Below are 24,681 nucleotides of genomic sequence, written 5' to 3'. Positions count from 1 at the left end.
GATTAATTAGATTTCCTTCGGAAGTGCTGTAAATAAAGGGATGAAACTTTTTGTAACCACAAAAAAAGTAAAAATCCAAAAACAGAGTTGTACCATTGCACTTTATTTCGTTAACAAAACTTTAACCTAAATAAACCCCTTATGAAAAAAATGCTACCCTTGTTTTTTGTGCTCATTCATGCTGTAGGATTTACCTCTTTTGAATTATATGCCAAAATACCTTTTAAATCCTCCTCAGCATTATTCACTCCACAGATTAGTGTTACTGGTCCTGATATGATGACGGTCATTTCTAATGGAGATATGACTCCTGATATGCTTGATGGAACGGTGTATCTTGAAACCGGAACAGGTAACTCTTTTATGACACCTTTTACAATCCAGAATGGTGGCACGAGTGATTTGAATATTTCAAATATTACAATTACTGGAACTGATGCCTCTGATTTTGTACTTAACGATATGTGGCCAGTTACGGTATTAAGTGGAACATCAGAATCTATTGAAATAAGTTTTACGCCACAATCTGCTGGAGTAAAAAACGCAATAGTAACGATTATTAGTGATGATCCTACTAACGGAACTTATACATTTGCGATACAAGGAACAGCTTTTGAAGGTGGTACAGGATTAGATTTTGATGGTGTAGATGACAATATTACATTTGATAATGGAAACTATAGTTTAAATGGAAGTTTCTCTATTGAACTTTGGATAAAACCTGATATTTCAGGAACTGGAGAACATTTTATACTGGATAATCAAAGCGCAAATTCAGGTTATAATTTACGTATTGATACTTCAATGCAGCTAAATTTTAGTTTTTTTACGGCTGGTGGAATTAATACGTTAACGAGCTCTGCAATTGTAAATGATCAATGGCGTCATTTGGTAATTGTTTACAATGGTACTCGTTACATCATGTACATTGATGGCGTGTTAGATACTTCTTTAGAGCTTTCTGATACGATTGTAGATACTAGTAGTAATAACTTAACTATTGGAGCTACAAGTGGCGGTGGAGCATATTATAAAGGAGCTTTAGATGAGTTAAGAGTATGGGAAACAGAAATTTCTAGTTGTAGAATTACAAATCAATTTAGTTGTGAATTAGTTGGAGATGAAGATAATTTACTTGCTTATTATAATTTTAATAATGGAGAAGTAAATGGGAATAATTTCCCCATGTTTGATGTCTTAAGATACAATCATACCATTTCTTCAGGTATACCACCAGAAGGAAGGCTAAATAATTTTGGTTTAACAGGTACATCATCGAATTGGATAGATGCCACTGCAAATGGTGTTACTGGAACTTGTGCTACATACACAGAACCTATTATAGGAATTACTTCTAATAGCAATACAATACCAAATGGAAGTACTGATACAGTTACACCAAATAATACTTCTTTTGGAAACGTACCATTGGGACAAGCTGAACCCGCAGATTATACGATTAGTAATACAGGTAATGGCACACTAAACGTTTCTAATATTATAATTGATGGAGCATCTGATTTTACGATTATAGAATCGCCAACAACTGTTGCTTCTGGAGCTTCAGAAAATTTACGTATTCTTTTTACTCCATCCTCTATTGGAACAAAAACTGCTACCGTACGAATTTTAAACGATGATTGTGATGATGCTACTTTTACATTTGCTATAGAAGGAACGGGTATTATCCCTGCAACTGGATTAAGTTTCGATGGAGTGGATGATCATATTAGTGTTAATCATAATAGTACATTCAATACAAATACATTTACCATAGAAGCATACTTTAAAGCAACAGCAGCAGCAGCAGCAGCAGGACAAGGTATTTTATGTAAGTATGATACAACAGACATTAATGGGTTCTGTATGTACTTAAATAGTTCTGGAAGACTACAATTTGAGTATGCAGTACCAAATAGTGAAACAACTAGTTCATCTAGTACTTCTGGGCTTAATGATGGTAATTGGCATCATGTTGCATTAGCATTTGGTGATGGTAAGCTAATATTTTATATAGATGGAGTACTAGATAATGAAATTACCTTTAGTAATATTCCAGATGCCCCAACAAACACAGAGTCACTTTATATAGGGTATTCTACGTTTAATAACGTTTATTTTAATGGAGATATAGACGAAGTCCGTTATTGGTCTAGAACACTATGCTTAGATGAGATTACAGCCCAACAAAGTTGTGAATTGGCAGGAAATGAATCGGGATTGGTAGCCTATTACCAATTAAACGAAGGAAATGTAGATGCTAACAATGCTAGCGCAATTACTGCAGGTGATGATTCATCTAATAGTTTTGATGGAAGTTTAATGAATTTTGCATTAACAGGTAGTACTTCTAACTGGGTAGATACTACAGCTAATGGTATTTCAGGAACATGTTCTGTTGCTATCCCGGAAATAAGTGTTCAAGGAGAATTAATCGATATACCTTCAGGAGACGACACTCCTAATACTAGTGATAATACAGATGCAGGGACTGTAGTTGTTGGAAATGCAAAAGATATGACCTTTTTTGTTGTGAATACCAATGGTACAGGAAATTTACTAGTAGATAGTGTGACTTTATCTGGAGATACAAGTGATTTTACATTAACACAAAATCCTAGTAATAATCCTATTTTACCTGGACAAGGGGCAACTTTAAGGTTCTCTTTTAATCCTACATCTGGTGGAACGAAAACAGCAATCGTCACAGTGAATAGTAATGATTGTGATGAACCGGTTTATACCTTTACCATTCAAGGATATGGAGCTGGACCAGGTACTGGACTTGATTTTGACGGAACAGATGATTTTATTACAGTTCCACATAACGTATCGCAGAACAACTTAAACTTTTCTGTAGACTTTTGGATAAAAACAACAGATGGCAATGGTGCTATAATTAATAAGTTTACACCAGATGGTAACAACGGTTGGCGTATTAATCTTGATGGTGGAAGAATAGAATTTTATTATTATGCTAGCGCATCAAACTATACAACAAGACTGTTAAATGGAGCTACCTATGTAGCCGATGGAAACTGGCACCATGTAGCTATAACCCTAGATTCTGGAAATGCAAGATGTTATATAGATGGAGCAAGTGTTCATTCAACAGGATGGAATGGTACGGCAACGGTTGCGTCTAGTTCAGAAGACATACAAATTGGATATGCTGCTTCAGATACTCCTACGGGAGATGCAGCTGGATATTTTCAAGGACAGCTTGATGAACTTCGTGTTTGGACAAAAACATTGACGGCATTTGAAGTGGGAGCTCGCAATAGCTGTAGTGCAGATATGGCACAGGCTGATTTACTGTTAAGTTATAATTTTAATCAAGGAATTACGGAACAAAATAATAGCTCCGAAACGACTTTAAATGATAGTTCTGGAAATAATACCAATGGTACACTATCAAACTTTGCACTTGATGGAAGTACAAGTAACTGGATTGATGCAACAGCTAATGGAATAGCTGGTTCTTGTGACTGTGTAGTTGCTGGAAATGTTACGTTAACAAACCAAACAGAAGTTGATAATTATGTAACCAATACTTTAGGTTCTTGCGGAATTATAGAAGGAGATCTTACTATTAACGGTACGATAACTGATTTATCAGGCTTTTCAAATGTGCATATTATTTCTGGAGATTTTTATATGGAAGGAAATATTGTTGATGATCTTTCCGGGTTTAATGCATTAACAACTATAGGAGGAGATTTCACCTTAAAAAACATGACAAATACTACTTCAATAGCTTCTTTTTCTAATATTACAAGCCTTGGAGGTAGCTTTGAAGTAAATAATTTAGATCAATTAACAGACATCTCAATTTTCGATCAAATCTCTTCTATTTCTAGAATAACAATTACAAATAGTGCTAGTTTATCTACTATTGCTTTTGATGAATTACAAACAATGAGTTCACAGTTTTCTATAACATTTAATAGTTCACTAAGCTCCATTTTGGTTCCAAAATTAACCCAAATAAGTGGTGAATTTAGAATAAATAATAATGGAGGAGGAATGACTAGCCTTAGTTTACCACTTCTGGAAAGTACTGGGAATTTACTAATTGCTGATATGAATGGTTTACAATCTATAGATGTTCCAGAATTACTAACTATTACAGGTCGTCTTTCTATTGCTGGTTGTAATGCTTTAACTACATTAAGTATTCCAAAATTAACAAGTGTTAGTAATAATGTTGAAATTGATAATTGTACACAACTAACTACAATAGATATAACGTCTTTGTTAACGGTTAGTGGTAATTTTAGTATTGATGATTTAGCAATAAGCAGTTTGAGTTTCCTACAAAATGTAACAAGTATTGGTGGTCAGCTTTTAATAAGAGATATGGTTAATTTGAGTAATCTTCAGGGAGTTGATGAATTAACAACCTTAGGAAGTTTCAGCTTAAATGATTGTGATTTACTTACTAACCTAGAAGGATTTCCTAAGCTATCAATTACTTCTATAAATTCCTTAACTATTTCTGAAAATGAATTAATCACATCATTCGATAATTCTTTCTTAGAATCCTTAACTTCTATAGGAAGATTAAGTATTAGTTTTAATGGAAGTCTTGCCGATATAAGTGCATTACAAAATGTTACACAATTAACAAGTTCAGATTCTACAATTAGAAATAACAATGCATTATTAACTATTGATTTATTTAGTTTACAAAATGTTGCGAATAATTTAATTATTCAGAATCAAGCGAATACTACTGGATTATGCGGTTTGTTCAATTATGTACATAATGGTAACGGAAGTTCAACGCTTACCTTCACAGGTACAAACCCTACAAATTGGGATAGTGTTCAAGATATTATTGATAATTGTGATACCCCTGTAATTACGCTAATTGGTGATAATCCACAGGAAATTGAATTAGGAAGCGGATATACAGAATTAGGAGCTACAGTAAATGACGGATCTGATGTTACCATTGATACAAGTGCTTTTGTAGATGCTTTAGGAAGCTATAGTATTACGTATAATGCTACTGGTGTTTCAGGAAATAATGCAGTTGAGGTAATTAGAACAGTTAATGTAGTAGATATAACTGCACCTATAATTACTTTGGATGGTGATAATCCGCAAACTATAGAATTGGGAGCTGGATATACTGAATTAGGAGCTACCACAGATGATGGATCTTCAATAAGTATTGATACTTCTGAATTCATGGATGCAGTAGGAAGTTATACGATCTATTATGATGCAACAGATACTTCCGGTAATGCCGCAGTTCAAGTAACTCGTACGGTGAATGTAGTAGATACCACAGCACCAGTAATTACTTTAGATGGTGATAATCCACAAACTATAGAATTAGGAGCTGGATATACTGAATTAGGAGCTACCACAGATGATGGATCTTCAATAAGTATTGATACTTCAGAATTTATGGACGCAGTAGGTAGTTATACGATTTATTATGATGCTACCGATGCTGCTGGTAATGACGCAGTTCAAGTAACTCGTACGGTAAATGTAGTAGATACTACTGCACCAGTAATTACTTTGGATGGTGATAATCCACAGATTATAGAGTTAGGAGCTGGATATACTGAATTAGGAGCTACCACTGATGACGGTACTTCAGTAAATATTGATACTTCAGAATTCATGGATGCGGTGGGTAGTTATACGGTTTATTATGATGCTACTGATGCTTCTGGTAATGACGCAGTTCAAGTAACTCGTACCGTGAATGTAGTAGATACTACGGCACCAGTAATTACTTTGGATGGTGATAATCCACAGACTATAGAATTAGGAGCTGGGTATACTGAGTTAGGAGCAACGACAGATGATGGATCTTCAGTGAGTATTGATACTTCAGAATTCATGGATGCGGTGGGTAGTTATACGGTTTATTATGATGCTACCGATGCTTCTGGCAATGACGCAGTTCAAGTAACTCGTACCGTGAATGTAGTAGATACTACTGTACCGGTAATTACTTTGGATGGTGATAATCCACAGACTATAGAATTAGGCGCTGGATATACTGAGTTAGGAGCTACTACTGATGATGGATCTTCAGTGAGTATTGATACTTCAGAATTTATGGATGCAATAGGTAGTTATACCATTTATTATGATGCTACCGATGCTTCTGGCAATGCTGCGGTTCAAGTTACTCGTACGGTGAATGTAGTAGATACCACCGCACCAGTAATCACATTAACTGGAGCAAATCCACAAACTATAGAATTAGGTGCTGGATATACTGAGTTAGGGGCAACAACAGATGATGGATCTTCAGTGAGTATTGATACATCAGAATTTATGGATACAATAGGTAGTTATACCATTTATTATGATGCTACAGATGCTTCTGGTAATACTGCGGTTCAAGTGACTCGTACGGTGAATGTAGTAGACACCACCGCACCAGTAATCACTTTAAACGGATCAAATCCACAAATTATAGCATTGGGAGCTGGATATACTGAGTTAGGAGCAACCACTGATGATGGATCTTCAGTTAGTATTGATACTTCAGAATTCATGGATGCAGTAGGTAGTTATACGATTTATTATGATGCTACCGATGCTTCTGGAAATGCTGCAATTCAAGTGACTCGTACGGTAAATGTAGTAGATACCGATGCACCAATAATCACTTTAAACGGAGCAAATCCTCAAACTATAGAATTAGGAGCTGGATATACTGAATTAGGAGCAACCACAAATGATGGATCCTCGGTAAGTATTGATACTTCAGAATTCATGGATGCAGTAGGTAGTTATACGATTTATTATAATGCTACAGATGCTGCAGGTAATGCTGCGGTTCAAGTAACTCGTATCGTGAATGTAGTGGATACCATCGCGCCAGTTATTACTTTAATAGGAGATAACCCTCAAGTCATTGAATTAGGAGTTGGATATTCTGAGTTAGGAGCAACGACAGATGATGGGGCTGCTGTGAGTATTGATACTTCAGAATTTATGGATGCAGTAGGTAGTTATACAATTTATTATGACGCAACAGATGCTTCGGGTAATGACGCGGTTCAGGTAACTCGTACAGTGAACGTAGTTGATACCACAGCGCCAGTAATCACCTTAAACGGAGCAAATCCACAAACTATAGAACTAGGTTCTGGATATTCTGAGTTAGGAGCCACCACAGATGATGGGTCTTCTGTAAGTATTAATACATCAGAATTTATGGATGCGATAGGCAGTTATACGATTTATTATGATGCTACCGATGCTTCTGGAAATGCTGCAATTCAGGTAACTCGTACGGTTAATGTAGTGGATACTACCGCACCAGTAATCACTTTAAATGGAGCAAATCCGCAAACCATAGCATTAGGAGACGGATATTCTGAGTTAGGAGCCACAACAGATGATGGATCTACAGTAAGTATTGATACTTCAGAATTCATGGATGTAATAGGTAGTTATACGATTTATTATGATGCTACAGATGCTTCTGGGAATGCCGCTGTTCAAGTGACTCGTACTGTAAATGTAGTGGACACCACGAATCCAATAGCAGTGTGTCAAAATATAACCGTACAGTTAGATGATTCTGGAAATGTTAGTATTACAGCGGAAATGATTGATAACGGTTCTTCAGATCTTTCAGGCATGGTATCGCTTGCTTTAGATATTACAGATTTTGATTGTACGAATATTGGAGACAATATAGTTGTATTAACGGTAACCGATACTGATGGAAATAGTGATATGTGTATGGCTACCGTTACGGTCGAAGATACCATAGCTCCAGAGTTTGATATGGCTACAGTGCCAACCGATATGAATGTTCCTTTCGATACGGGTGATATGTATACATTACCAGATTTCACAAGTGGAGTAGTAGTTACAGATAATTGTGATACCAGTAGAAGTGCTTTAGCAACAACGATTACTCAAAACCCAGTAGCAGGCACTTTATTAGGAGCAGGTGATCATGTAATCACACTAACGGCAACAGATGATCATTCGAATGTAGAAACAATCAGTTTTACAATTACAGTTTCTGATGTACTAAGTGTAGAAGAAAATGAAGAGAATATCTTCACCGTATATCCAAATCCAGCGATAGATCAGTTTTGGATTACAGGATTATCTGGAGAAGCACAATTAACATTGTTCGACATCAATGGTCGTGTATTACGAACGATAAAAGTTATGAATGACCAAGCAGTTTCAACCACAGATTTATCAGAAGGAGTGTATTTGATCACCATAGAACAAGAAGGTACATTACAAACTACGCGATTAATGAAGAATTAATAAAAGAATCATTCTTGCGCAAAAGAAGTTTCACGAAGTTAAGGGGTCGTAAGTTTCTTTGCCATAGGTAAAACCATCCGTCTTAGGCGGATGGTTTTTATATGTACATGCTTTATAAATAGATTGTAATTCGTTTAAAATCAATGGTGGAATGATTTTTTTTGGAGTTGTACCCCTTTTTGTACCCCTATAAAAGTTTACATTTTTGGATAATTAAAATATATTTGAGAATGAAAATTTAAAATCCATTTATAATAGAAAGATATATATGATTAAACCTTTTTAGATTTAGAAAGTCTAATAATTTATAAACAACCCTCAAATCCCAAAATAATGAAAGTAACAAACCTACTTTTGCTACTATGTATTTTCATATTAGTAGCATGTTCCAATGAAGAAAATAACTATGTGGAAATTGATGAAGATCAAAATAATGAAGAAATTTCTGAAACCCTTCAAGCCACTTTTGGTCAAAATATAGATTTGAATAATCTTGCAAATTACGCAGCACAAAATATTCCCAATTATATAACAAGAGATAACACTAATGGAAATGCTATAACTGATGAAAAGGCAACATTAGGAAGGATATTATTCTATGATAAGAATCTATCTTCTGATAACACAATTTCTTGTTCTAGTTGTCATCAACAGGCATTTGCATTTAGTGATGGTTCAGATGTGAGTACAGGAGTTAACGGAACTACAGGAAGACACAGTATGCGATTGGTAAATGCTAGGTTTTCTGATGAAGTTCGTTTCTTTTGGGATGAAAGAGCAAGCACCTTGGAAGAACAAACCACACAACCAATTCAAGACCATGCAGAAATGGGATTTAGTGGTGAAAATGGAGACCCATCCATGACAGATCTCCTAAACAAACTAGAACAGTTGTCGTATTATCAAGAACTTTTTCAGTTCGCTTATGGAAATACCATTATTACTGAAGAGAGGCTTCAGGAATGTTTGGCGCAATTCATTCGTAGTATACAATCTTTTGATTCGAAATATGATGATGGTAGGGCAGTAGTAGCAAATAATAATGTCGACTTTCCAAACTTCACAGATCAAGAAAATCTAGGAAAAAATATTTTTATGCAACCACCCAATCAAGGTGGTGCAGGATGTATTACTTGTCATCAGGCACCTGAGTTTTCTATTGATCCCGAAAGTTTAAATAATGGAGTTACTGGTGTCTTTGGACTTATGAATGATTCTGATTTCACGATTACACGATCTCCTTCATTACGAGATATCATGAATGCAAATGGGACTATGAATGGTGCATTGATGCATGATGCTAGTATCCCAACAATTATGGATGCAATTTTACACTATAATGATATCGATGCTACAGGAAATACTAATTTAGATAATCGTCTAAGAGGAGGAGCAGGAGGAAATGGTCAAAATTTAAACCTTACTGATGAAGAAATGTTAGCACTAGAAGCTTTTCTAAAAACATTATCAGGATCAAATATGTATACAGATACAAAATGGAGCGATCCTTTTTTATAAACTAATAAAAACAGATGAAGTAGTTACTCAAAACCATCTTATTCCAACAAGGTGGTTTTTTCATAATAGGAATTCTATACATTTAAATTAAAAAGCATATTTATAAAACTATATTTGCTACGCAACAATCGTAGATATGTCATTTATAGAAGGCTTTTTTATTGGTTTAGGAATGATCATTTTCGTTGGCCCTGTATTCTTTTTGTTACTAAATAGTAGCTTGCAATATGGAATAAGAGCTGGAGTATCTGTTGCTTTGGGTATTATTGTAAGCGATATCGCTTGTGTGGTTTTATGCTATTATGGTTTATCCAAGTTTATGATTGTATATCAGAATCAGTTTTGGATAGGAATCATTGGTAGTGGTATTCTTTTGGTATTAGGACTCAACTATCTTTTTAAAAAACCTCTCATTATTGAAGACATCACTATTAATAAAAAAGAATGGAGTACCTTTTTTATAAAAGGGTTTAGTGTTAATTTTTTCAATCCTTTTGTTTTTGTCGTTTGGATCGGAGTTTATAAGTATGGAACACAGAAATATACAGAACCTCTTACATTAAGCATATTTCTAATAGCTGTCATTATCGGGATATTAACAACAGATTTATTAAAAGTATTTCTCTCTGATAAACTCAAGAAGTTTATTACAATACATAGGTTAAAAGTATTTTTCCGGATCACTGGTATTCTTCTTTTAGCCTTTTCAATGCGATTGTTGTATTTAGTATGGTAAAATAGCATACCAGGGATTTTCGCTATATTTGAGTAACAACTTTAAAAACAAACCAATATGGAATTTAATTTTTTGATTTCAGCACTTGCTGCGCTTATCCCCATGGTATTAGGATTTATATGGTACAATCCAAAAGTGTTTGGTACCGCTTGGATGAATGTTTGTGGTTTTACAGAAGAGGATCTTAAAGAAGGTAATATGGCTATGATTTTTATTCTTAGCTATGTGCTCAGTTTTCTTTTAGCATCATTTGCACAGACTTATGTGATCCATCAGTTTGGTGTTTATCAAGTATTGTTAGAAAATCCAGATGTATTGGTTGAAGGTACTGAAACTTACAAATATGCGCAGGATTTTATGGCAGAACATGGAGATAACTTCAGATCATTTAAACATGGTGCATTACATGGTGCTATGATAGGATTATTGGTGGTACTGCCAGTAATGGGAACTAATGCGATGTTTGAAAGAAAAGGGTTTAAATATATTGCAATTAATGTAGGTTATTGGATAGTTTGCTTGGCATTAATGGGTGGTGTAATTTGTCAGTTTGCTTAATGTAAACGTATAAATAAAATCATAAAAAAAAGAGATCAAATAGCGATCTCTTTTTTTTATGATTTGTTTCCAAGCACTCTTGAAAATAATTTGTCTAAAATAGGACCTGCATCTTTCATATTTCGTTCCCGTTCTTTCGCCTGTAAATTTCCATTTTCATCATAAAACAACTCATAACTAAAGACAAACCGTTTAGCACTTTTTCCTAAGCCTAATAATCCAAATCGAAGATCGTTAAAATAAATTTTATCCTGATTTTTTTCTATAGTATACCAACCGTGAGAAAGATTTACTAATCTTTGAATCAAAGGATCATCTTTCATTTTACCTAATAAATGGTGGTTTTGAGGGAACTCTAAAAAATCAATTACATCAGCTTCATCGAGATAAGAATAGTAACCTATAAGAAAGGAATCATCTGTTTTTATATTGGCGGTCCATAGAATACTATTAAGTGGTGTAGGACGAGTTTGTATATCTTGATATTGAATATGTTGATTATCCAAATTAGTAACAAAATTTAAGCTAGCTCCTTTTTGAAGAAAAACGGTTATTATAAGATAGGTTGAGCTTATGTATAGACCAAGGTTATTAATTTTCCGCCTTGTAGGATTCGTACGTTTGTAAAACATTGCAATGATTACAAATATGAGAAAAGGAACTGTATATAGCGGATCAACTACAAAAATATTATTAAAAGCTAATCTGTTACCAAATGGCCAGAATAATTGGGTTCCCCAAGTAGTAAAAGCATCTAAAATGGGATGGGTAAAAAGTCCCAAAAACATGAGTTTTGTCCAATCTTTCCAATCCGCTTCTTTATTCTTATAAATTTTACTGATTAACCAACCAAAAATAGGAGACATTATAATACTGAATAACACAGAATGAGAAAAACCTCTATGTAATTCATTAGCGGTTACAGGATCAAAAAACCATTTGGCTATTACATCTAAATCAGGAATTGTTCCCGCAATGGCACCCCATAACATCGCTTTGTTACCAACTTTTTTACCAATAGCAGCTTCACCAACAGCTGCCCCTAATACAATTTGGGTTAAAGAATCCATAAATTAGCCTAATTGAAGCTTAAAAGGATTACGAATTTCATACTCACTAGGAGAAATTAATTCTATTAATGGTTTAATAAGCTGATTAGAAATAGAATTTCCATGACGTGCATATAACTTCATTTCTACAGGTTTAGCACCAACACTACTTTTAATAATTTCAGCGGTTCGTCCTAATCTTAGTTCTCTAACTCTTCTGCTAATTGCCAGATCAACATATTCATACAACATTCGTTGGTAAATGCTATGAGATTTATTAAAAGAATAGTCAATTCCGATATGATTAGCCTCAACTGCATCTTTTAGAACAAAGGCACTAGTAAAACCAACGAGTATGTCTTTTAAGAAATACCCTTTGAAAACAAATGAATCTTTAAGCGTTTCTTTTAAATTTTTAAAAGTTCTTGCGTCTAGTTTTCCAATTTTAAAATCAGCTTTGTCAATTACAGAAAGATATAAAGTATCTATTGTGTTTTTATAATCATCTATTTCTTCAGCGTTCAAATCTTTAATAATTAGTTCTTCAGATTTTTTAAAAGACTTTTTAGTTCTTGTTCGAAATTTAGTTTTCATACTACTCAGATAATCATCAAAAGTTTCCCAATTATCATGAATTTCTAGCACCATATTGACATCAATACTGAACTCTCTAAAATCTTGTTTTTTGATATAATCACTTTTAGCAAATGAAGATGGCCAGAATTCTTTCAATAAAATGAATGATGGTTTATCAGATTTTTCCGTTTTTCGAATTTCTCTCAAAGCGTCTGATAAATTTTCAAAAGCTTCCTTAGCTGTAATTTTATTAGAATAAATAAATCCATGTTCTCCACAAGAAAATAGATTACCACAGATCAATACCTTGACATCCATACTTCTCATTATGGTATTTTTAATGGTATCACTTACTCGACAAGGAAACTCTTGGAATTTTAGATCTTGAGTATTGAACTTTATTAATTGATTTACGGCAATACCAACCGGTTCGTTTTTTCTATAAAATAAGATATATCTAAATCCGATAGTTTTGGATAAAGTTTTTTCTAAAGTGTAAAGATAATCTAATGTAAGAAAAAGGTTGTTTTTTGTATTGATAGCATTCCAATCATTCACTGGAATATCTATAGTACTAGTAAATATCGAATACTGTAGTGAAGTGCCTTTGCACCTATTTTTTATTTTATCAAGCATATATCCCTTACAAATATTTTTGGTATAAAGCCCCAAACTCATTCAAAGTTACATTTAATTTTATTAGCAGTTTGTTAAACCATTCTCAATTTTAAATAAAGATGTTTTTTCTCTGCTTTGTTACCGTAAATTACTTACGGAAAAACATTTGAAGTTATTTTGTCGTTTAAATGATGTTTTTGGACGAAAACTGCTTCGAAAAGTCTGATTTTATGGTGCATATGTCAAATAAGTTTATTTCTTTTGAATGTAATTGGAAAAGTCTTATGGGGAAATCAATCACTTGTGTGCTCTTAATCGATGATGATAAGGCCATTAACTTCTTTAACGAGAGAGTAGTGACTAGGCACAATAGTTTTGATAATGTGAACACAGTGCAGAGTGGGGAAGCTGCGCTACAGTATCTTGCTAATGTGGAAAATAAACAAGCTATAAAACCCGATCTAATCTTTCTGGATATTAATATGCCGGCAATGAATGGATGGGAATTTTTAGTAGAGTTTGCAAAATTAAAGAAAAGCATCACCGATGGTATTAAAGTTATCTTATTATCTACATCATCGAATCCTGATGATGTAAATCAATCTATCAAAAATCATTCTGTAGATGATTTTATTAATAAACCACTATCGTTAGATTTGTTGGATGATGTTATTGAAAAACATTTTTCTAAAAACGTCGTTTGATTATTAAAAATAGTATAAATTACTATTTTGAAACATTTTTAGGGGATTATGAAGAAGTTAAAACGATTTCTTTTAGTTGATGATAGTAAAGCAACAAACTTTTTTAATAAAACAGTTATTTTAAAGACTGATTTAGTAGAAGAAGTTATAGCGGTTACTAATGGAAAAGAGGCATTAGAGACTATTCATTCAGGTGTTATACCTGAAGTAATTTTCTTAGACCTAAATATGCCAGTAATGAATGGGTGGGAGTTTTTAGAAACGTATCATCAAGCTTCAAATCAGTTTCAGGATTCAAAAATTATGGTAATGCTTGGAGCAAAATTAAACAAGGAAGATGAACAAAAACTTGCATCTTTTTCACAAGTTATAGGATTCAGAGAGAAGATGTTAACCAAACCAATTTTACTAGAAATTATCTCTACATATTTCAAGGAATACTTGCCTGCATAACTACAAAGCAACTCGTAGTATTCAACGTGGATAAGAATTTTAAGTAGTAAGGTGTATTTTATCGAAATTTATAGCCTTTTATCCTTAAAGTGAGAATTAATTGGATCTACTAATTCTACTATAGTATACATATATATTTTATTTGTACCGAACCAACAAAGAATATATTAATGGATACTTTAATAGATTGCATTTTACTAATTGATGATGATAAGCCCACTAATTTTTTTAATAGTACTATTTTATCCAAACATCATAGTTTTACTAATATACATGTGAAACAAAGCGGAAAAGCAGCTTTAGAATATTTAGAAGAAGTTGGAAAAGGAACGGCGTTAAAACCCACCTTAATTTTTTTAGATCTGAACATGCCTGCAATGAATGGATGGGAATTTCTAGATGAGTATGCCAAATTAAGCCAAGACATTACCAATGATATTACCATTATAATTCTAACTACATCTTCTGATAGTAAAGACATTGAAAATTCAAAAACCAATATTTTAGTCAAAGACCTTGTTAATAAGCCTTTATCATTCCCTACCTTAAATAGTGTATTAGAAAAACATTTTTTTAAACCCCATGTATATGAAGACCTTAACAAAAGTCCTTTTAGTAGATGATAGCGAATCTACAGTTTTTTTTAATAAAATAATACTTTCTAAATCTGGTTATGTCGATGAAATGATAATAGCTAAAAATGGCTTAGAGGCACTTGATATTCTAAAATCTGGAACGATTCCAGAGCTTATTTTTTTGGATATTAATATGCCTGTCATGGATGGTTGGGAGTTTCTAGAAGAGTTTCAAAAGTTAAATGAGACCTCTAAAAACACTAAAATTATATTGATGATTGGAGCTCCATTACCTGATAAAGATAAAGCTTATGCGCAATCAATTCCTCAGATTAAAGAATTTCAGGGCAAAATGCTTTCCAGAATAGTTATGGATGATATTATGAGAGATCATTTTGATAAAGAGACATTTTTGGTGGAATAAATGAACTTTTTTGCGCCTTGAAGGAAAAAAATATAGGATCTTTTAATTTTTTATTAGTTATCTTTCACCAATAAATAAGCGCAAATACAATCTAAAATAGGAAATAAACTAAAATCACCCCTTATGGTCAGATTACAGTTGGTAGCCTGTATCTGTTTCTTTTTTTGTTTCACTCAAATCCTACAATCCCAAACAAGAGCAAAAATCTCTGGTAGTGTTTCGGATCAGTTTGGTAGTTTACCAGGAGCAAAAGTTAGTATAGAAGGAACGAATCAAATAACCACTACAGATGTAAACGGTAATTATTCCTTTGATGTAGATGAAGGAGAATATGTGCTGACAGCAGCATTTGTGATGTATAATTCAATTTCAAAAACTGTTGTAGTCAATGTAGGAGAAACTGTTGAAGTAAATTTTGTCTTAGAAACTGGATTCTCCATAGATCAACCAATTGCAGTTGGCTCTAGAGCGCAACCTAGATCATTATTAAAAACTACAGCTCCGGTAGATATAATTTCACCGCAAGAGATTACGAACGCTTCTCAGATTGAGTTAAGTCATATTTTACATTATTTAGTACCATCTTTTCATTCTACACATCAAACAATAGCAGATGGTACAGATCACATTGATCCTGCAACATTAAGGGGATTAGGTCCTGATCAAGTTTTGGTATTGATTAATGGAAAACGTAGGCACAATAGTTCATTACTTAATGTGAATGGTACCGTGGGTAGAGGTACCGTAGGAACAGATTTTAATGCAATACCGATTGCTGCAATTGAGCGTATTGAAATTTTAAGAGATGGTGCAACATCACAATACGGTTCTGATGCGATTGCCGGAGTTATTAATATAATTCTTAAAAAGCAAACGGAAGTAATACAGGTAGATAATCGTGTTGGTATTACAACAGAAGGAGATGGTTTTACAACATATTCTTCTGCTAATTTTGGATTAAAAATTGGTAAGGAAGGATTTGTAAACGTAACTGCAGAATACAGAAACAGAGAATCTGTAAATAGAGCTGGTGATTATACCGGAACAGTATATACGGATGATTTAGTTGAAGATGAAAGATTAATTCTGGAAAATAATTTCTTTGATCAAACTGGATATTCTGGACGTAGAGTAATGCAAATAGGAAGTGCGGAAACGCAAAATTTAGCTTTAGGAGTCAATGGAGAGATTAAAATGTCTAATAATGCTACCTTTTATTTACAAGGAGGCCGTAACTATAGAGAAGGCATGTCTGCTGGATTTTATCGTTTTCCAAAAGATCAAGATAGGGTAGTGCCAGAACTATTTCCGAATGGTTTTTCTCCTCAAATATTAACAGATATCCAGGATGATGTGGTAGCCGCTGGGATTAGAGGCGTTAAAAATGAATGGAATGTAGATTTTAGCCACTCTATAGGAATCAACCATTTGGATTATACCGTAAATAATTCTAATAATGCATCTCTTGGAGTCGCTTCTCCAAGAACATTTTATGCCGGTGGATTTGAATATCAACAGAATACAACTAATCTGGATTTATCTAAATCTTTTGATTGGTTAAGCGGTGTTAATATAGCTTTTGGTGCCGAGCTAAGAGTAGAAAATTATCAAATAATTGCTGGAGAAGAAGCCTCCTATATTGATGGAGGAAGTACTTATTTTGATACTTCAGGTCAGGAACTTCCACGAGCGGTTGGGGCACAAGTATTTCCAGGTTTTCGCCCTGAAAATGAATTAAACCGTTTCCGAACGAATAGTTCGGCCTATTTAGACGTCGAAACCAATATATCCGAAAAATTATTACTAAAAGCGGCAGGACGTTATGAGGCGTATAATGATTTTGGAGGGCAGGCAATATGGAAACTGTCAGGACGCTATCGCATTAAAGATAATATAAGTGTAAGAACTGGTTTTTCTACAGGTTTTAGAGCACCATCATTGCATCAGGTGTTTTTTCAAAACATAAGTACCCAATTTGTAAATGGCGAAAGTATACAAGTCGGAACCTTTAATAATGAAAGTGCAGTCACCAATGAAGCATTTCAGATCGGGCGATTAAAGCCTGAATTATCAACACATTTTAGTGCTGGAATAAGTGGGAAATTAAGTGATAAATTTACTTTCACTTTTGATTATTATTTGATTAATATCGATGATAGAATTGTATTGTCTGGAAGGTTTGCAGAAGGTTATGAAACAATTTTAGAACCTTTTGGAGTTGGAGCAGCACAGTTTTTTACAAATGCAATCGATTCTAGAACATCAGGAGCTGATCTGGCAATTACCTATAAAACTACACTTGGAAATGGAAATTTAAATGCATCTCTTGGAGCTAATGTTACCGATACTAAAGTAAAAGGAGGGATTAAAGTTTCTCCATCATTAATAGGACAAGAAGATGTTTTATTCAATAGAGAAGAGATCGCTAGAGTGGAATCATCACAACCAAATTATAAGGTTAATACTTTGGTTTCTTATGAGTTCAATAAATTTAGATTCCAAATGATGAATTCTTTATTTGGCGAAGTACAGTTTGTACATCCTGATGATGGAGATTCCTCAAACTGGGTGCTAAATGAGTTTACAGGTGTCGTTGAGTCACGAGATCAGACCTTTTCACCAAAACTAATTACTGATCTTGCCATTTCGTACCAATTCAATGATTATGTTAAATGTACTGTCGGAGGAAATAATATATTTAATGTGTATCCTGATGAACATACACACTCTGCTAATACAAGTGATGGTAATTTTATATATAGTCGAAGGGTACAACAATTCGGAGTTAATGGATCGAATTATTATCTTCGATTATTGTTACGATTATAATGAAAATCTGGTATCATCTTCTAAATAGTCAATTTTATAGACAATATATGCTCTATACCTGGATGTTATTTCTTATGCTGGGAAATACAAAGGGTTTGTTGGCACAAGATTCAGGAGATGAAGAAGTAAAAAGACTTCAGCGTACTATATTTATTTACAATTTTGCACAACAAATAAAATGGTCAGACATAGATCAGTTAGATACTTTTAAAATAGGAGTGCTTGGACCGGATCGCACGGTTATAGATCTGAAAGCATTAGCTCAGAAAAGAAAGATTTTTGGAAAACCTATAGAAGTAGTACGATATCAGTTTGTGAAAAATATAAAAGATATTCAATTATTGTATGTTCATAATAAATACAATTATGACATTGCCTATATCTTACGTAAAATCTCTGGAAAACGTATTCTCGTAGTATCAGAAGATTATTTTTATAATGCTTCCATGATCAACATGGTAAACGTAGGGAACTCATTTGAATATGAAATAAATGAAGATAGAATAGAAAATGAAGGTTTTGTAATTGCTTCTTCCTTAAAACAGTATGCAGTAACTTCCTCACAAAAATGGAAAGGTTTATTTAAATCTACAGAGCAGTCACTAGTAAATGCTTTGAATGAAAATGAAGAACAAAAGGCTAGAATAAAAAGCAAAGAGGATGAAATAAAACGACAAGAAGAAAAAATTGTTAATCAGGCGAAAGCTATTGATACTATTCAGGAAAAAATAGCAGAACGGAATCAATGGATTCAACAGTTGGCTGACCAAAATCAAATTCAAGAGAAAAAATATGAAGAGAAACTTTTAATTGAAAAAGAATTAGAAAAGAATATTCAGGAGCAACTTATTTTTATTAAAGTACAGGAAGAAAAAATTACAAAAAGCCTGAAAGAGATTGAAGAAAAGAAAGAGTATTTAGAACAGCAAAAGGAACAAATAAAGGAGCAAGAAACTATTTTAGATAAACAGCGAACTGAGATTGAAGATCAGAAGACTATAAATTGGTATCTTATCGCGTTGATCTCTCTTATTTTAATAGGTAGTTTGATTGTGTATACAAGTTATCTTAATAAAAAGAAACTCAATAAGACATTAGCTGAAAAGAATAGGGAAATCTATGCTCAATCTTTGGATTTGGAATCAAAAAACAAAGAACTAGAACAGTTCGCTTACATCGCAAGTCACGATTTACAAGAACCTTTAAATACAATTTCAAGTTTTATTGGATTGATTGCAGAGGATTATGGAGATAGTTTTGATGAGGTAGGAAAGGAAAGTTTACATTTTATTGGTGACGCAAGTACTCGAATGAAAAAATTAATAGATTCTTTGTTAGAATATTCTAGATTAGGAAGATCTAAGGATTATGTACAGATAGATATGGGAACTATTTTGGAGGAGATTAAAGGAGATTTTAGGGATGTTATAGAAAGAACGAAAGCAAACATTCATTCTCAAAAATTACCAGTGGTAAAGGGAAATCCAATAGAATTACGATTATTACTCCAAAATTTGATCAGTAATGGTATAAAGTTTACAGAGAAAGAAACCATTCCAGAAATTGAGATAATGGTCGTTTCTAAATCAGAGAAAGGGAATAACCCACAACAAAACGTTTGGGAATTTTCTATAAAAGATAATGGAATTGGTATCCCTAAAAAACATCAAGATAGAATCTTTGCCATTTTTCAACGCTTACATTCTAGAGAACAATATCAAGGTACTGGGATAGGATTAGCTCATTGTAAGAAAATTGTTGAATCTCACGGTGGAGCCATTTGGTTAGAATCCGAAGAAGGAAAGGGAACAACCTTTTACTTCACTATTCCTAGAGAGAAAACTGTTCTTTTAGATAAATCTGGGATAAAAATTGACCTGTAAGCAAACAAGTCTATATTTCTGGTCTTCCTTTAAGTCTCTTTTCGATTTTTTGTTTTTTAGCAGTGATGATTTTCATCATATCCATAATTTCTGGATCTTTATTCTGCTTATAAATTTCATTAAGACTTAAAACAAGATCTTTAGCTTCTCTTGATGCTTCAACTCTATCACTAGTGGACATATTGCTCATACTCCTGTTCTCAAACTCACGTGCTTTCTCCATTAATTCCATAACTCAATTTTTTGTATAAAAATAAAATGTTTTAGACTTATATACTTATTAGATGTAATGTCTAATCCCTACATTTTGGGCGCAAATATATAAAAAAAATAGGCATTTATATCTTCTTATAAATAACAGAAACTAATAAGAGTATAAATGATTGTAATACTGCCTTTGATAAAACAGCATATTTTATTGAAAATTACATTAGTATTATAAACTCTTTATCTAATTTAATGAGAAACTTCTTACTTTCCTAATCTTTTTTTGATGAATCTACTTGATGAAATACCTAAAATATATTCATTAAAGACCCTTAAATTGTTTATGAATCTATAAAGAATAGTTTCAGTTGTAATTTTTAAGACTGGAATCCTGAGTATTCAAAAACTGGACTACAATGTATCTTGTAATTAGTAATATCATTGTGGATATACTAAATGAAACAAGATGATTATTAAAGAAGTTAATTCAATAGAATTTGATCCATACTATGGAAGATATATGAATAAGTTATCACCAGAATTAGACATATATCAAGGTTTTCAAATTGGAAAAAACTTGATTGTCGATTTTTTTCAAAAAATTCCTGATAATAAGCTAGAATATCGATATGATACTGGTAAATGGAGTGTCAAGGAGATTTTACAACATCTTATAGACACTGAAAGAATTTTCATGTATCGATGTTTTCGAATTGCTCGAGAGGATAAAACTCCTTTAGCAGGTTTTAACCAAGATATCTATATAGAACCTTCAGGGGCAAATGATAAAACGATGAGTACTTTGCTTGATGAATTTAAAATAGGTAGAGAAAATTCAATTTCTTTATTGGAAAGTCTTTCTGATCGTAATTTACAAAATATTGGAAATGCTAATGGTGGTAGTATGTCTGCAAGAGCTGCAGCTTCTGTAATCATAGGTCATGAAATTTGGCATGTCGATATTATAAAAGAAAGATATCTCTAACTAATATATTTTTAAGATCTGACAATTTGTTGAATAGTACTTTGCAATTCTGGGATGACCTCACTTTTGAACCATTCATTTTTTGCTTGCCAAATATTATTTCTTGGCGATGGATGTGGCAATACGAAATAATTAGGTAAATACTCCTTATAATTTTTTACAGACTCGGTTAGGGTTCTTTTAAGTTGATCTCCTAAATAATAATTCTGAGCATAAGTACCTATTAATAAAGTGAGCTGTACTTTTGGCATTTTAGCAGACAGTTTTGAGTGCCATAGCGGAGCGCACTCTTTTGTGGGAGGTAAATCACCAGATTTACCTCTTCCAGGATAGCAAAATCCCATTGGAATTAAAGCAACTAACTCAGGATCGTAAAAAATACCATTATCTATTCCCATCCAGCTTCTTAAGTTCTGACCACTCTTATCATCCCACGGAATACCAGATTTATGAACTACACTACCAGGTGCTTGTCCAATAATTACAATCTTACTATTCACGCTTGCAGAAACTACTGGCCTAGGACCTAAAGCCAATTTAGAAGCACAAACATCACATTTTGAAATATCAGACAATAAACTTTGCATAGTATTATTTGAGTTTGAAAGGTGAAATTACAAAATATTTAATTCTAATGAGGATCATCAAAATGTTATATAAGTAAAGGGAGTAAATGGTTTTTATCTTTAGATTAAACATTTAAAAAAGAGATTGTTTTTATAAGACTAAATCTATAATTATGAGGACTAAGTCGTTGTTTTGTGGATTTGTCAAAGAAAATTTATAAATTTTAACAAAAGTTTAAGTAAACGTGTTTTTAATGCGTTTTTCTTAATGCAAAAGGTATTTTGTTGAAAAATCATCAATGTTAAAAAACGTTTTAATAGATTGTTTAGTAAACACTTAGGTGATAATTCTTGTTCGTTTTGATAATGATGTTTGAAGAGTTTAAATTAGGTGATAACAATTTTAGAGCTATGGTTTTTTGATATTATTTTTCTACTTTTAAAGCTAACGGAAGTTAGTCTTGTAACAAAATCAAAGAAATATCTTCTTGTAAAAGAGATGTTTTGTACAAAAGATACAAGATAAAATTCATCAAACTTATTTTAATATTCACTCAATCAAAAAAAGAGGTTTATGAAACGTAGAGATTTTATTCAATACACAGGATTAGGTGCTGGTGCATTAATGATGCCTTCTTTACTTATGGGAAATGATATTCCAGCAGAGGCATTGCTTAATCCAGGAATGGATATTGCCATTAAGAAAAGAATGGTAGATGTAGCGCTTAATACCGCAAAATCATTAGGAGCGCGTTACGCCGATGCTAGAATCGGTAGATATTTAAACCAATATGTATTTACTAGAGAAGACAAAGTACAAAATGTAGTAAATACCGAATCATTTGGTATAGGGATACGAGTAATCGTAAATGGAACGTGGGGGTTTGCTTCCACAAATAGTGTTACCGAAGATGGTATAAAAAAAGCAACAGAACAAGCAGTAGCTATCGCAAAGGCAAATTCCAAAATCCAAAAGGAAGAAGTGAAATTGGCTCCTGTACAATCACATGGAGAAGTAACTTGGAAAACACCTATCAAAAAAGACTTTAAAGATGTTCCTGTTTCCGAAAAAGTAGATTTGTTATTATCTGCAAATGCAGCGGCATTAAAAAATGGTGCGAATTATGTGAATTCAGGTCTTTTTATGGTTAATGAACAGAAGTATTTTGCTTCTACAGATGGTTCTTATATTGATCAAGACGTACATCGTATCTGGCCTACATTTACGGTTACTGCAATTGACAAGAGCACAGGTAAGTTTAAATCAAGACAAGCCATGAGTGCTCCTATGGGAATGGGATACGAATATATGGACGGACTAGCATCAGAAAAATTAAAAGGTCCTGAAGGTCTTAATCTATATCGCAATAGTTACGATATGGTAGAAGACGCCACTTTAGCTGCGCAGCAAGCTAAGCAACGATTGACTGCTAAATCCGTAGAGGCTGGAAAATATGATTTGGTATTAGAACCAAACCATTTAGGTTTAACGATTCATGAATCTGTTGGACATCCTCTCGAATTGGATAGAGTATTAGGATATGAAGCTAATTATGCAGGAACCAGTTTTGCTACGCTAGATAAGTGGAAAACAAAAAGCTTCAAATATGGAAGTGATATCGTAAATCTTGTTGCTGATAAAACTCAGATAGGCTCTCTTGGAGCTGTAGGTTATGATGATGAAGGTGTGAAAACTAAAAAATGGGATCTTGTACGAAAAGGTATTTTAACCAACTATCAGGCAATAAGAGATCAAGTACATATGATTGATCAGAAAGAGTCTCATGGATGTTGCTATTCTCAAAGTTGGAACGATGTTCAATTTCAGAGAATGCCTAATGTTTCTCTGGAACCCGGAAAAGAGAAATATTCTATTGATGATATGATCAAAGATGTAGAAAAGGGAATTTATATTGCTGGTAGAGGATCTTATTCAATTGATCAACAGCGATATAATTTCCAATTTGGAGGAACCGTATTCTTTGAAATTAAAAATGGTAAAATTGTTGGTATGTTAGATGATGTAGCATATCAATCAAATACACAGGAATTTTGGAATTCTTGTGTAAAGATATGTGACAAAGATGATTATCGTATGTTCGGATCATTCTTTGATGGTAAAGGGCAGCCTTCACAGATAAGTGCTGTGTCTCATGGAAGTTCTACTACACGTTTTAATGGTGTCAATGTGATTAACACAGGTAGAAAAATTTAAATCACTGTCTTACTACAAATAAAAATATCATGGCTATATATACAAAAGAAGAAGCAAAGCAGATTATGGAAAAAGCATTGAGCTTTTCTACTGCAGATGCTTGTGAAATAAATTTAAGCGGAAGTGAAAGTGGTAATATCCGCTATGCTAGAAATACAGTTTCCACAGCAGGGCACCGATCTAATCAAACTTTGGTGGTACAATCTAATTTTGGAAAGAAATCAGGTACAGCAACTATTGATGAATTTGATGATGAATCTTTGAAAAAAGTTGTGAAACGGGCTGAAGAACTAGCAAAACTTTCTCCAGAGAACCCTGAATTCATGCCACCTTTAGGGCCTCAAGAATATGATAAATCAATTACATTTAAAAAATCTACAGCAGATATAACTCCAGATTACCGTGCAGAAGTAGCAAATAATAGTATCGGACCTGCAGCAGCTAAAAATGTAACAGCAGCTGGTTTTTTTAATGATTCTTCTGGCTTTAGTGCCATGATGAATTCTAATGG

The 24,681-nt window shown here is 33.2% G+C and carries 17 protein-coding genes; 13 read left to right on the top strand and 4 right to left on the bottom strand.

What is annotated here, in order from left to right; all coding sequences use genetic code 11:
- Positions 1-141 precede the first annotated feature (141 nt).
- The 4 genes from GBO31_RS17520 (at position 142) to GBO31_RS17505 (ending at position 11,086) form a co-directional block, all read left to right on the top strand.
- Positions 142-8,274, top strand: coding sequence for an immunoglobulin-like domain-containing protein (locus GBO31_RS17520; RefSeq protein ID WP_219009734.1), 8,133 nt, complete (start codon positions 142-144; stop codon positions 8,272-8,274).
- Between the two features lie 333 nt (positions 8,275-8,607).
- Positions 8,608-9,792, top strand: a complete 1,185-nt coding sequence (locus GBO31_RS17515; protein ID WP_219009732.1) for a cytochrome-c peroxidase — start codon at positions 8,608-8,610, stop codon at positions 9,790-9,792.
- A 136-nt stretch (positions 9,793-9,928) separates the two neighbouring features.
- Entirely contained in the window at positions 9,929-10,528 is a 600-nt protein-coding gene (locus GBO31_RS17510) for a LysE family translocator (RefSeq protein WP_219009731.1), read from the top strand.
- A gap of 57 nt (positions 10,529-10,585) precedes the next feature.
- Positions 10,586-11,086 (top strand): DUF1761 domain-containing protein, encoded by a 501-nt coding sequence (locus tag GBO31_RS17505; RefSeq protein ID WP_219009730.1) that lies wholly within the window; start codon positions 10,586-10,588, stop codon positions 11,084-11,086.
- Positions 11,087-11,142: 56 nt separating this feature from the next.
- Here GBO31_RS17505 and GBO31_RS17500 read toward each other — a convergent pair whose 3' ends face one another.
- Both GBO31_RS17500 and GBO31_RS17495 read right to left on the bottom strand, forming a co-directional pair.
- Complete coding sequence (locus tag GBO31_RS17500) at positions 11,143-12,156, bottom strand: metal-dependent hydrolase (RefSeq protein ID WP_219009728.1); 1,014 nt, start codon at positions 12,154-12,156, stop codon at positions 11,143-11,145.
- 3 nt (positions 12,157-12,159) lie between these two features.
- Positions 12,160-13,347, bottom strand: a complete 1,188-nt coding sequence (locus tag GBO31_RS17495) for a hypothetical protein (RefSeq protein WP_219009727.1) — start codon at positions 13,345-13,347, stop codon at positions 12,160-12,162.
- Positions 13,348-13,526: 179 nt separating this feature from the next.
- On the opposite strand from GBO31_RS17495, the gene GBO31_RS17490 reads away from it, so the two are divergent.
- The 6 genes from GBO31_RS17490 to GBO31_RS17465 all read left to right on the top strand — a co-directional run bounded on the left by GBO31_RS17490 (position 13,527) and on the right by GBO31_RS17465 (position 20,197).
- Positions 13,527-14,033 carry a response regulator gene (locus tag GBO31_RS17490; protein ID WP_219009726.1) on the top strand — a complete coding sequence of 169 codons (507 nt, stop codon included), beginning with the start codon at positions 13,527-13,529 and terminating at the stop codon, positions 14,031-14,033.
- A gap of 48 nt (positions 14,034-14,081) precedes the next feature.
- Positions 14,082-14,486 (top strand): response regulator, encoded by a 405-nt coding sequence (locus tag GBO31_RS17485; RefSeq protein WP_219009724.1) that lies wholly within the window; start codon positions 14,082-14,084, stop codon positions 14,484-14,486.
- Positions 14,487-14,656: 170 nt separating this feature from the next.
- Positions 14,657-15,109: a response regulator gene (locus GBO31_RS17480; protein ID WP_219009722.1), complete on the top strand. Its 453-nt coding sequence runs from the start codon at positions 14,657-14,659 to the stop codon at positions 15,107-15,109.
- Positions 15,075-15,485 (top strand): response regulator, encoded by a 411-nt coding sequence (locus GBO31_RS17475; RefSeq protein ID WP_219009721.1) that lies wholly within the window; start codon positions 15,075-15,077, stop codon positions 15,483-15,485. Before GBO31_RS17480 ends, GBO31_RS17475 begins: the two co-directional genes overlap by 35 nt.
- A 123-nt stretch (positions 15,486-15,608) precedes the next feature.
- Positions 15,609-18,314: a TonB-dependent receptor gene (locus tag GBO31_RS17470; protein WP_219009719.1), complete on the top strand. Its 2,706-nt coding sequence runs from the start codon at positions 15,609-15,611 to the stop codon at positions 18,312-18,314.
- On the top strand, positions 18,314-20,197 hold the full coding sequence (locus GBO31_RS17465; protein WP_219009717.1) for a YfiR/HmsC family protein: 1,884 nt from the start codon (positions 18,314-18,316) through the stop codon (positions 20,195-20,197). Before GBO31_RS17470 ends, GBO31_RS17465 begins: the two co-directional genes overlap by 1 nt.
- Before the next feature lie 10 nt (positions 20,198-20,207).
- Here GBO31_RS17465 and GBO31_RS17460 read toward each other — a convergent pair whose 3' ends face one another.
- The gene (locus tag GBO31_RS17460; protein ID WP_219009713.1) at positions 20,208-20,429 is read right to left on the bottom strand and encodes a hypothetical protein; all 222 of its coding nucleotides are present in this window, start codon (positions 20,427-20,429) and stop codon (positions 20,208-20,210) included.
- Positions 20,430-20,870: 441 nt separating this feature from the next.
- Between GBO31_RS17460 and GBO31_RS17455 the strand changes: the two genes are divergently transcribed.
- Positions 20,871-21,389, top strand: a complete 519-nt coding sequence (locus GBO31_RS17455) for a DinB family protein (RefSeq protein WP_219009711.1) — start codon at positions 20,871-20,873, stop codon at positions 21,387-21,389.
- 11 nt (positions 21,390-21,400) lie between these two features.
- On the opposite strand, the gene GBO31_RS17450 is transcribed toward GBO31_RS17455, so the two are convergent.
- On the bottom strand, positions 21,401-21,976 hold the full coding sequence (locus tag GBO31_RS17450) for a uracil-DNA glycosylase family protein (protein WP_219009710.1): 576 nt from the start codon (positions 21,974-21,976) through the stop codon (positions 21,401-21,403).
- Between the two features lie 553 nt (positions 21,977-22,529).
- On the opposite strand from GBO31_RS17450, the gene GBO31_RS17445 reads away from it, so the two are divergent.
- Positions 22,530-24,170, top strand: a complete 1,641-nt coding sequence (locus GBO31_RS17445; protein WP_219009709.1) for a TldD/PmbA family protein — start codon at positions 22,530-22,532, stop codon at positions 24,168-24,170.
- 29 nt (positions 24,171-24,199) lie between these two features.
- A partial coding sequence (locus GBO31_RS17440) for a PmbA/TldA family metallopeptidase (protein ID WP_281422470.1) occupies positions 24,200-24,681 on the top strand: 482 nt, incomplete at its 3' end.

The sequence above is a fragment of the Aquimarina litoralis genome, assembly GCF_019295435.1.
Lineage (GTDB): Bacteria > Bacteroidota > Bacteroidia > Flavobacteriales > Flavobacteriaceae > Aquimarina > Aquimarina litoralis_A.
Note: the sequence above shows the minus strand (reverse complement) of the source record. Positions and strands in the feature narration are given on the sequence as shown.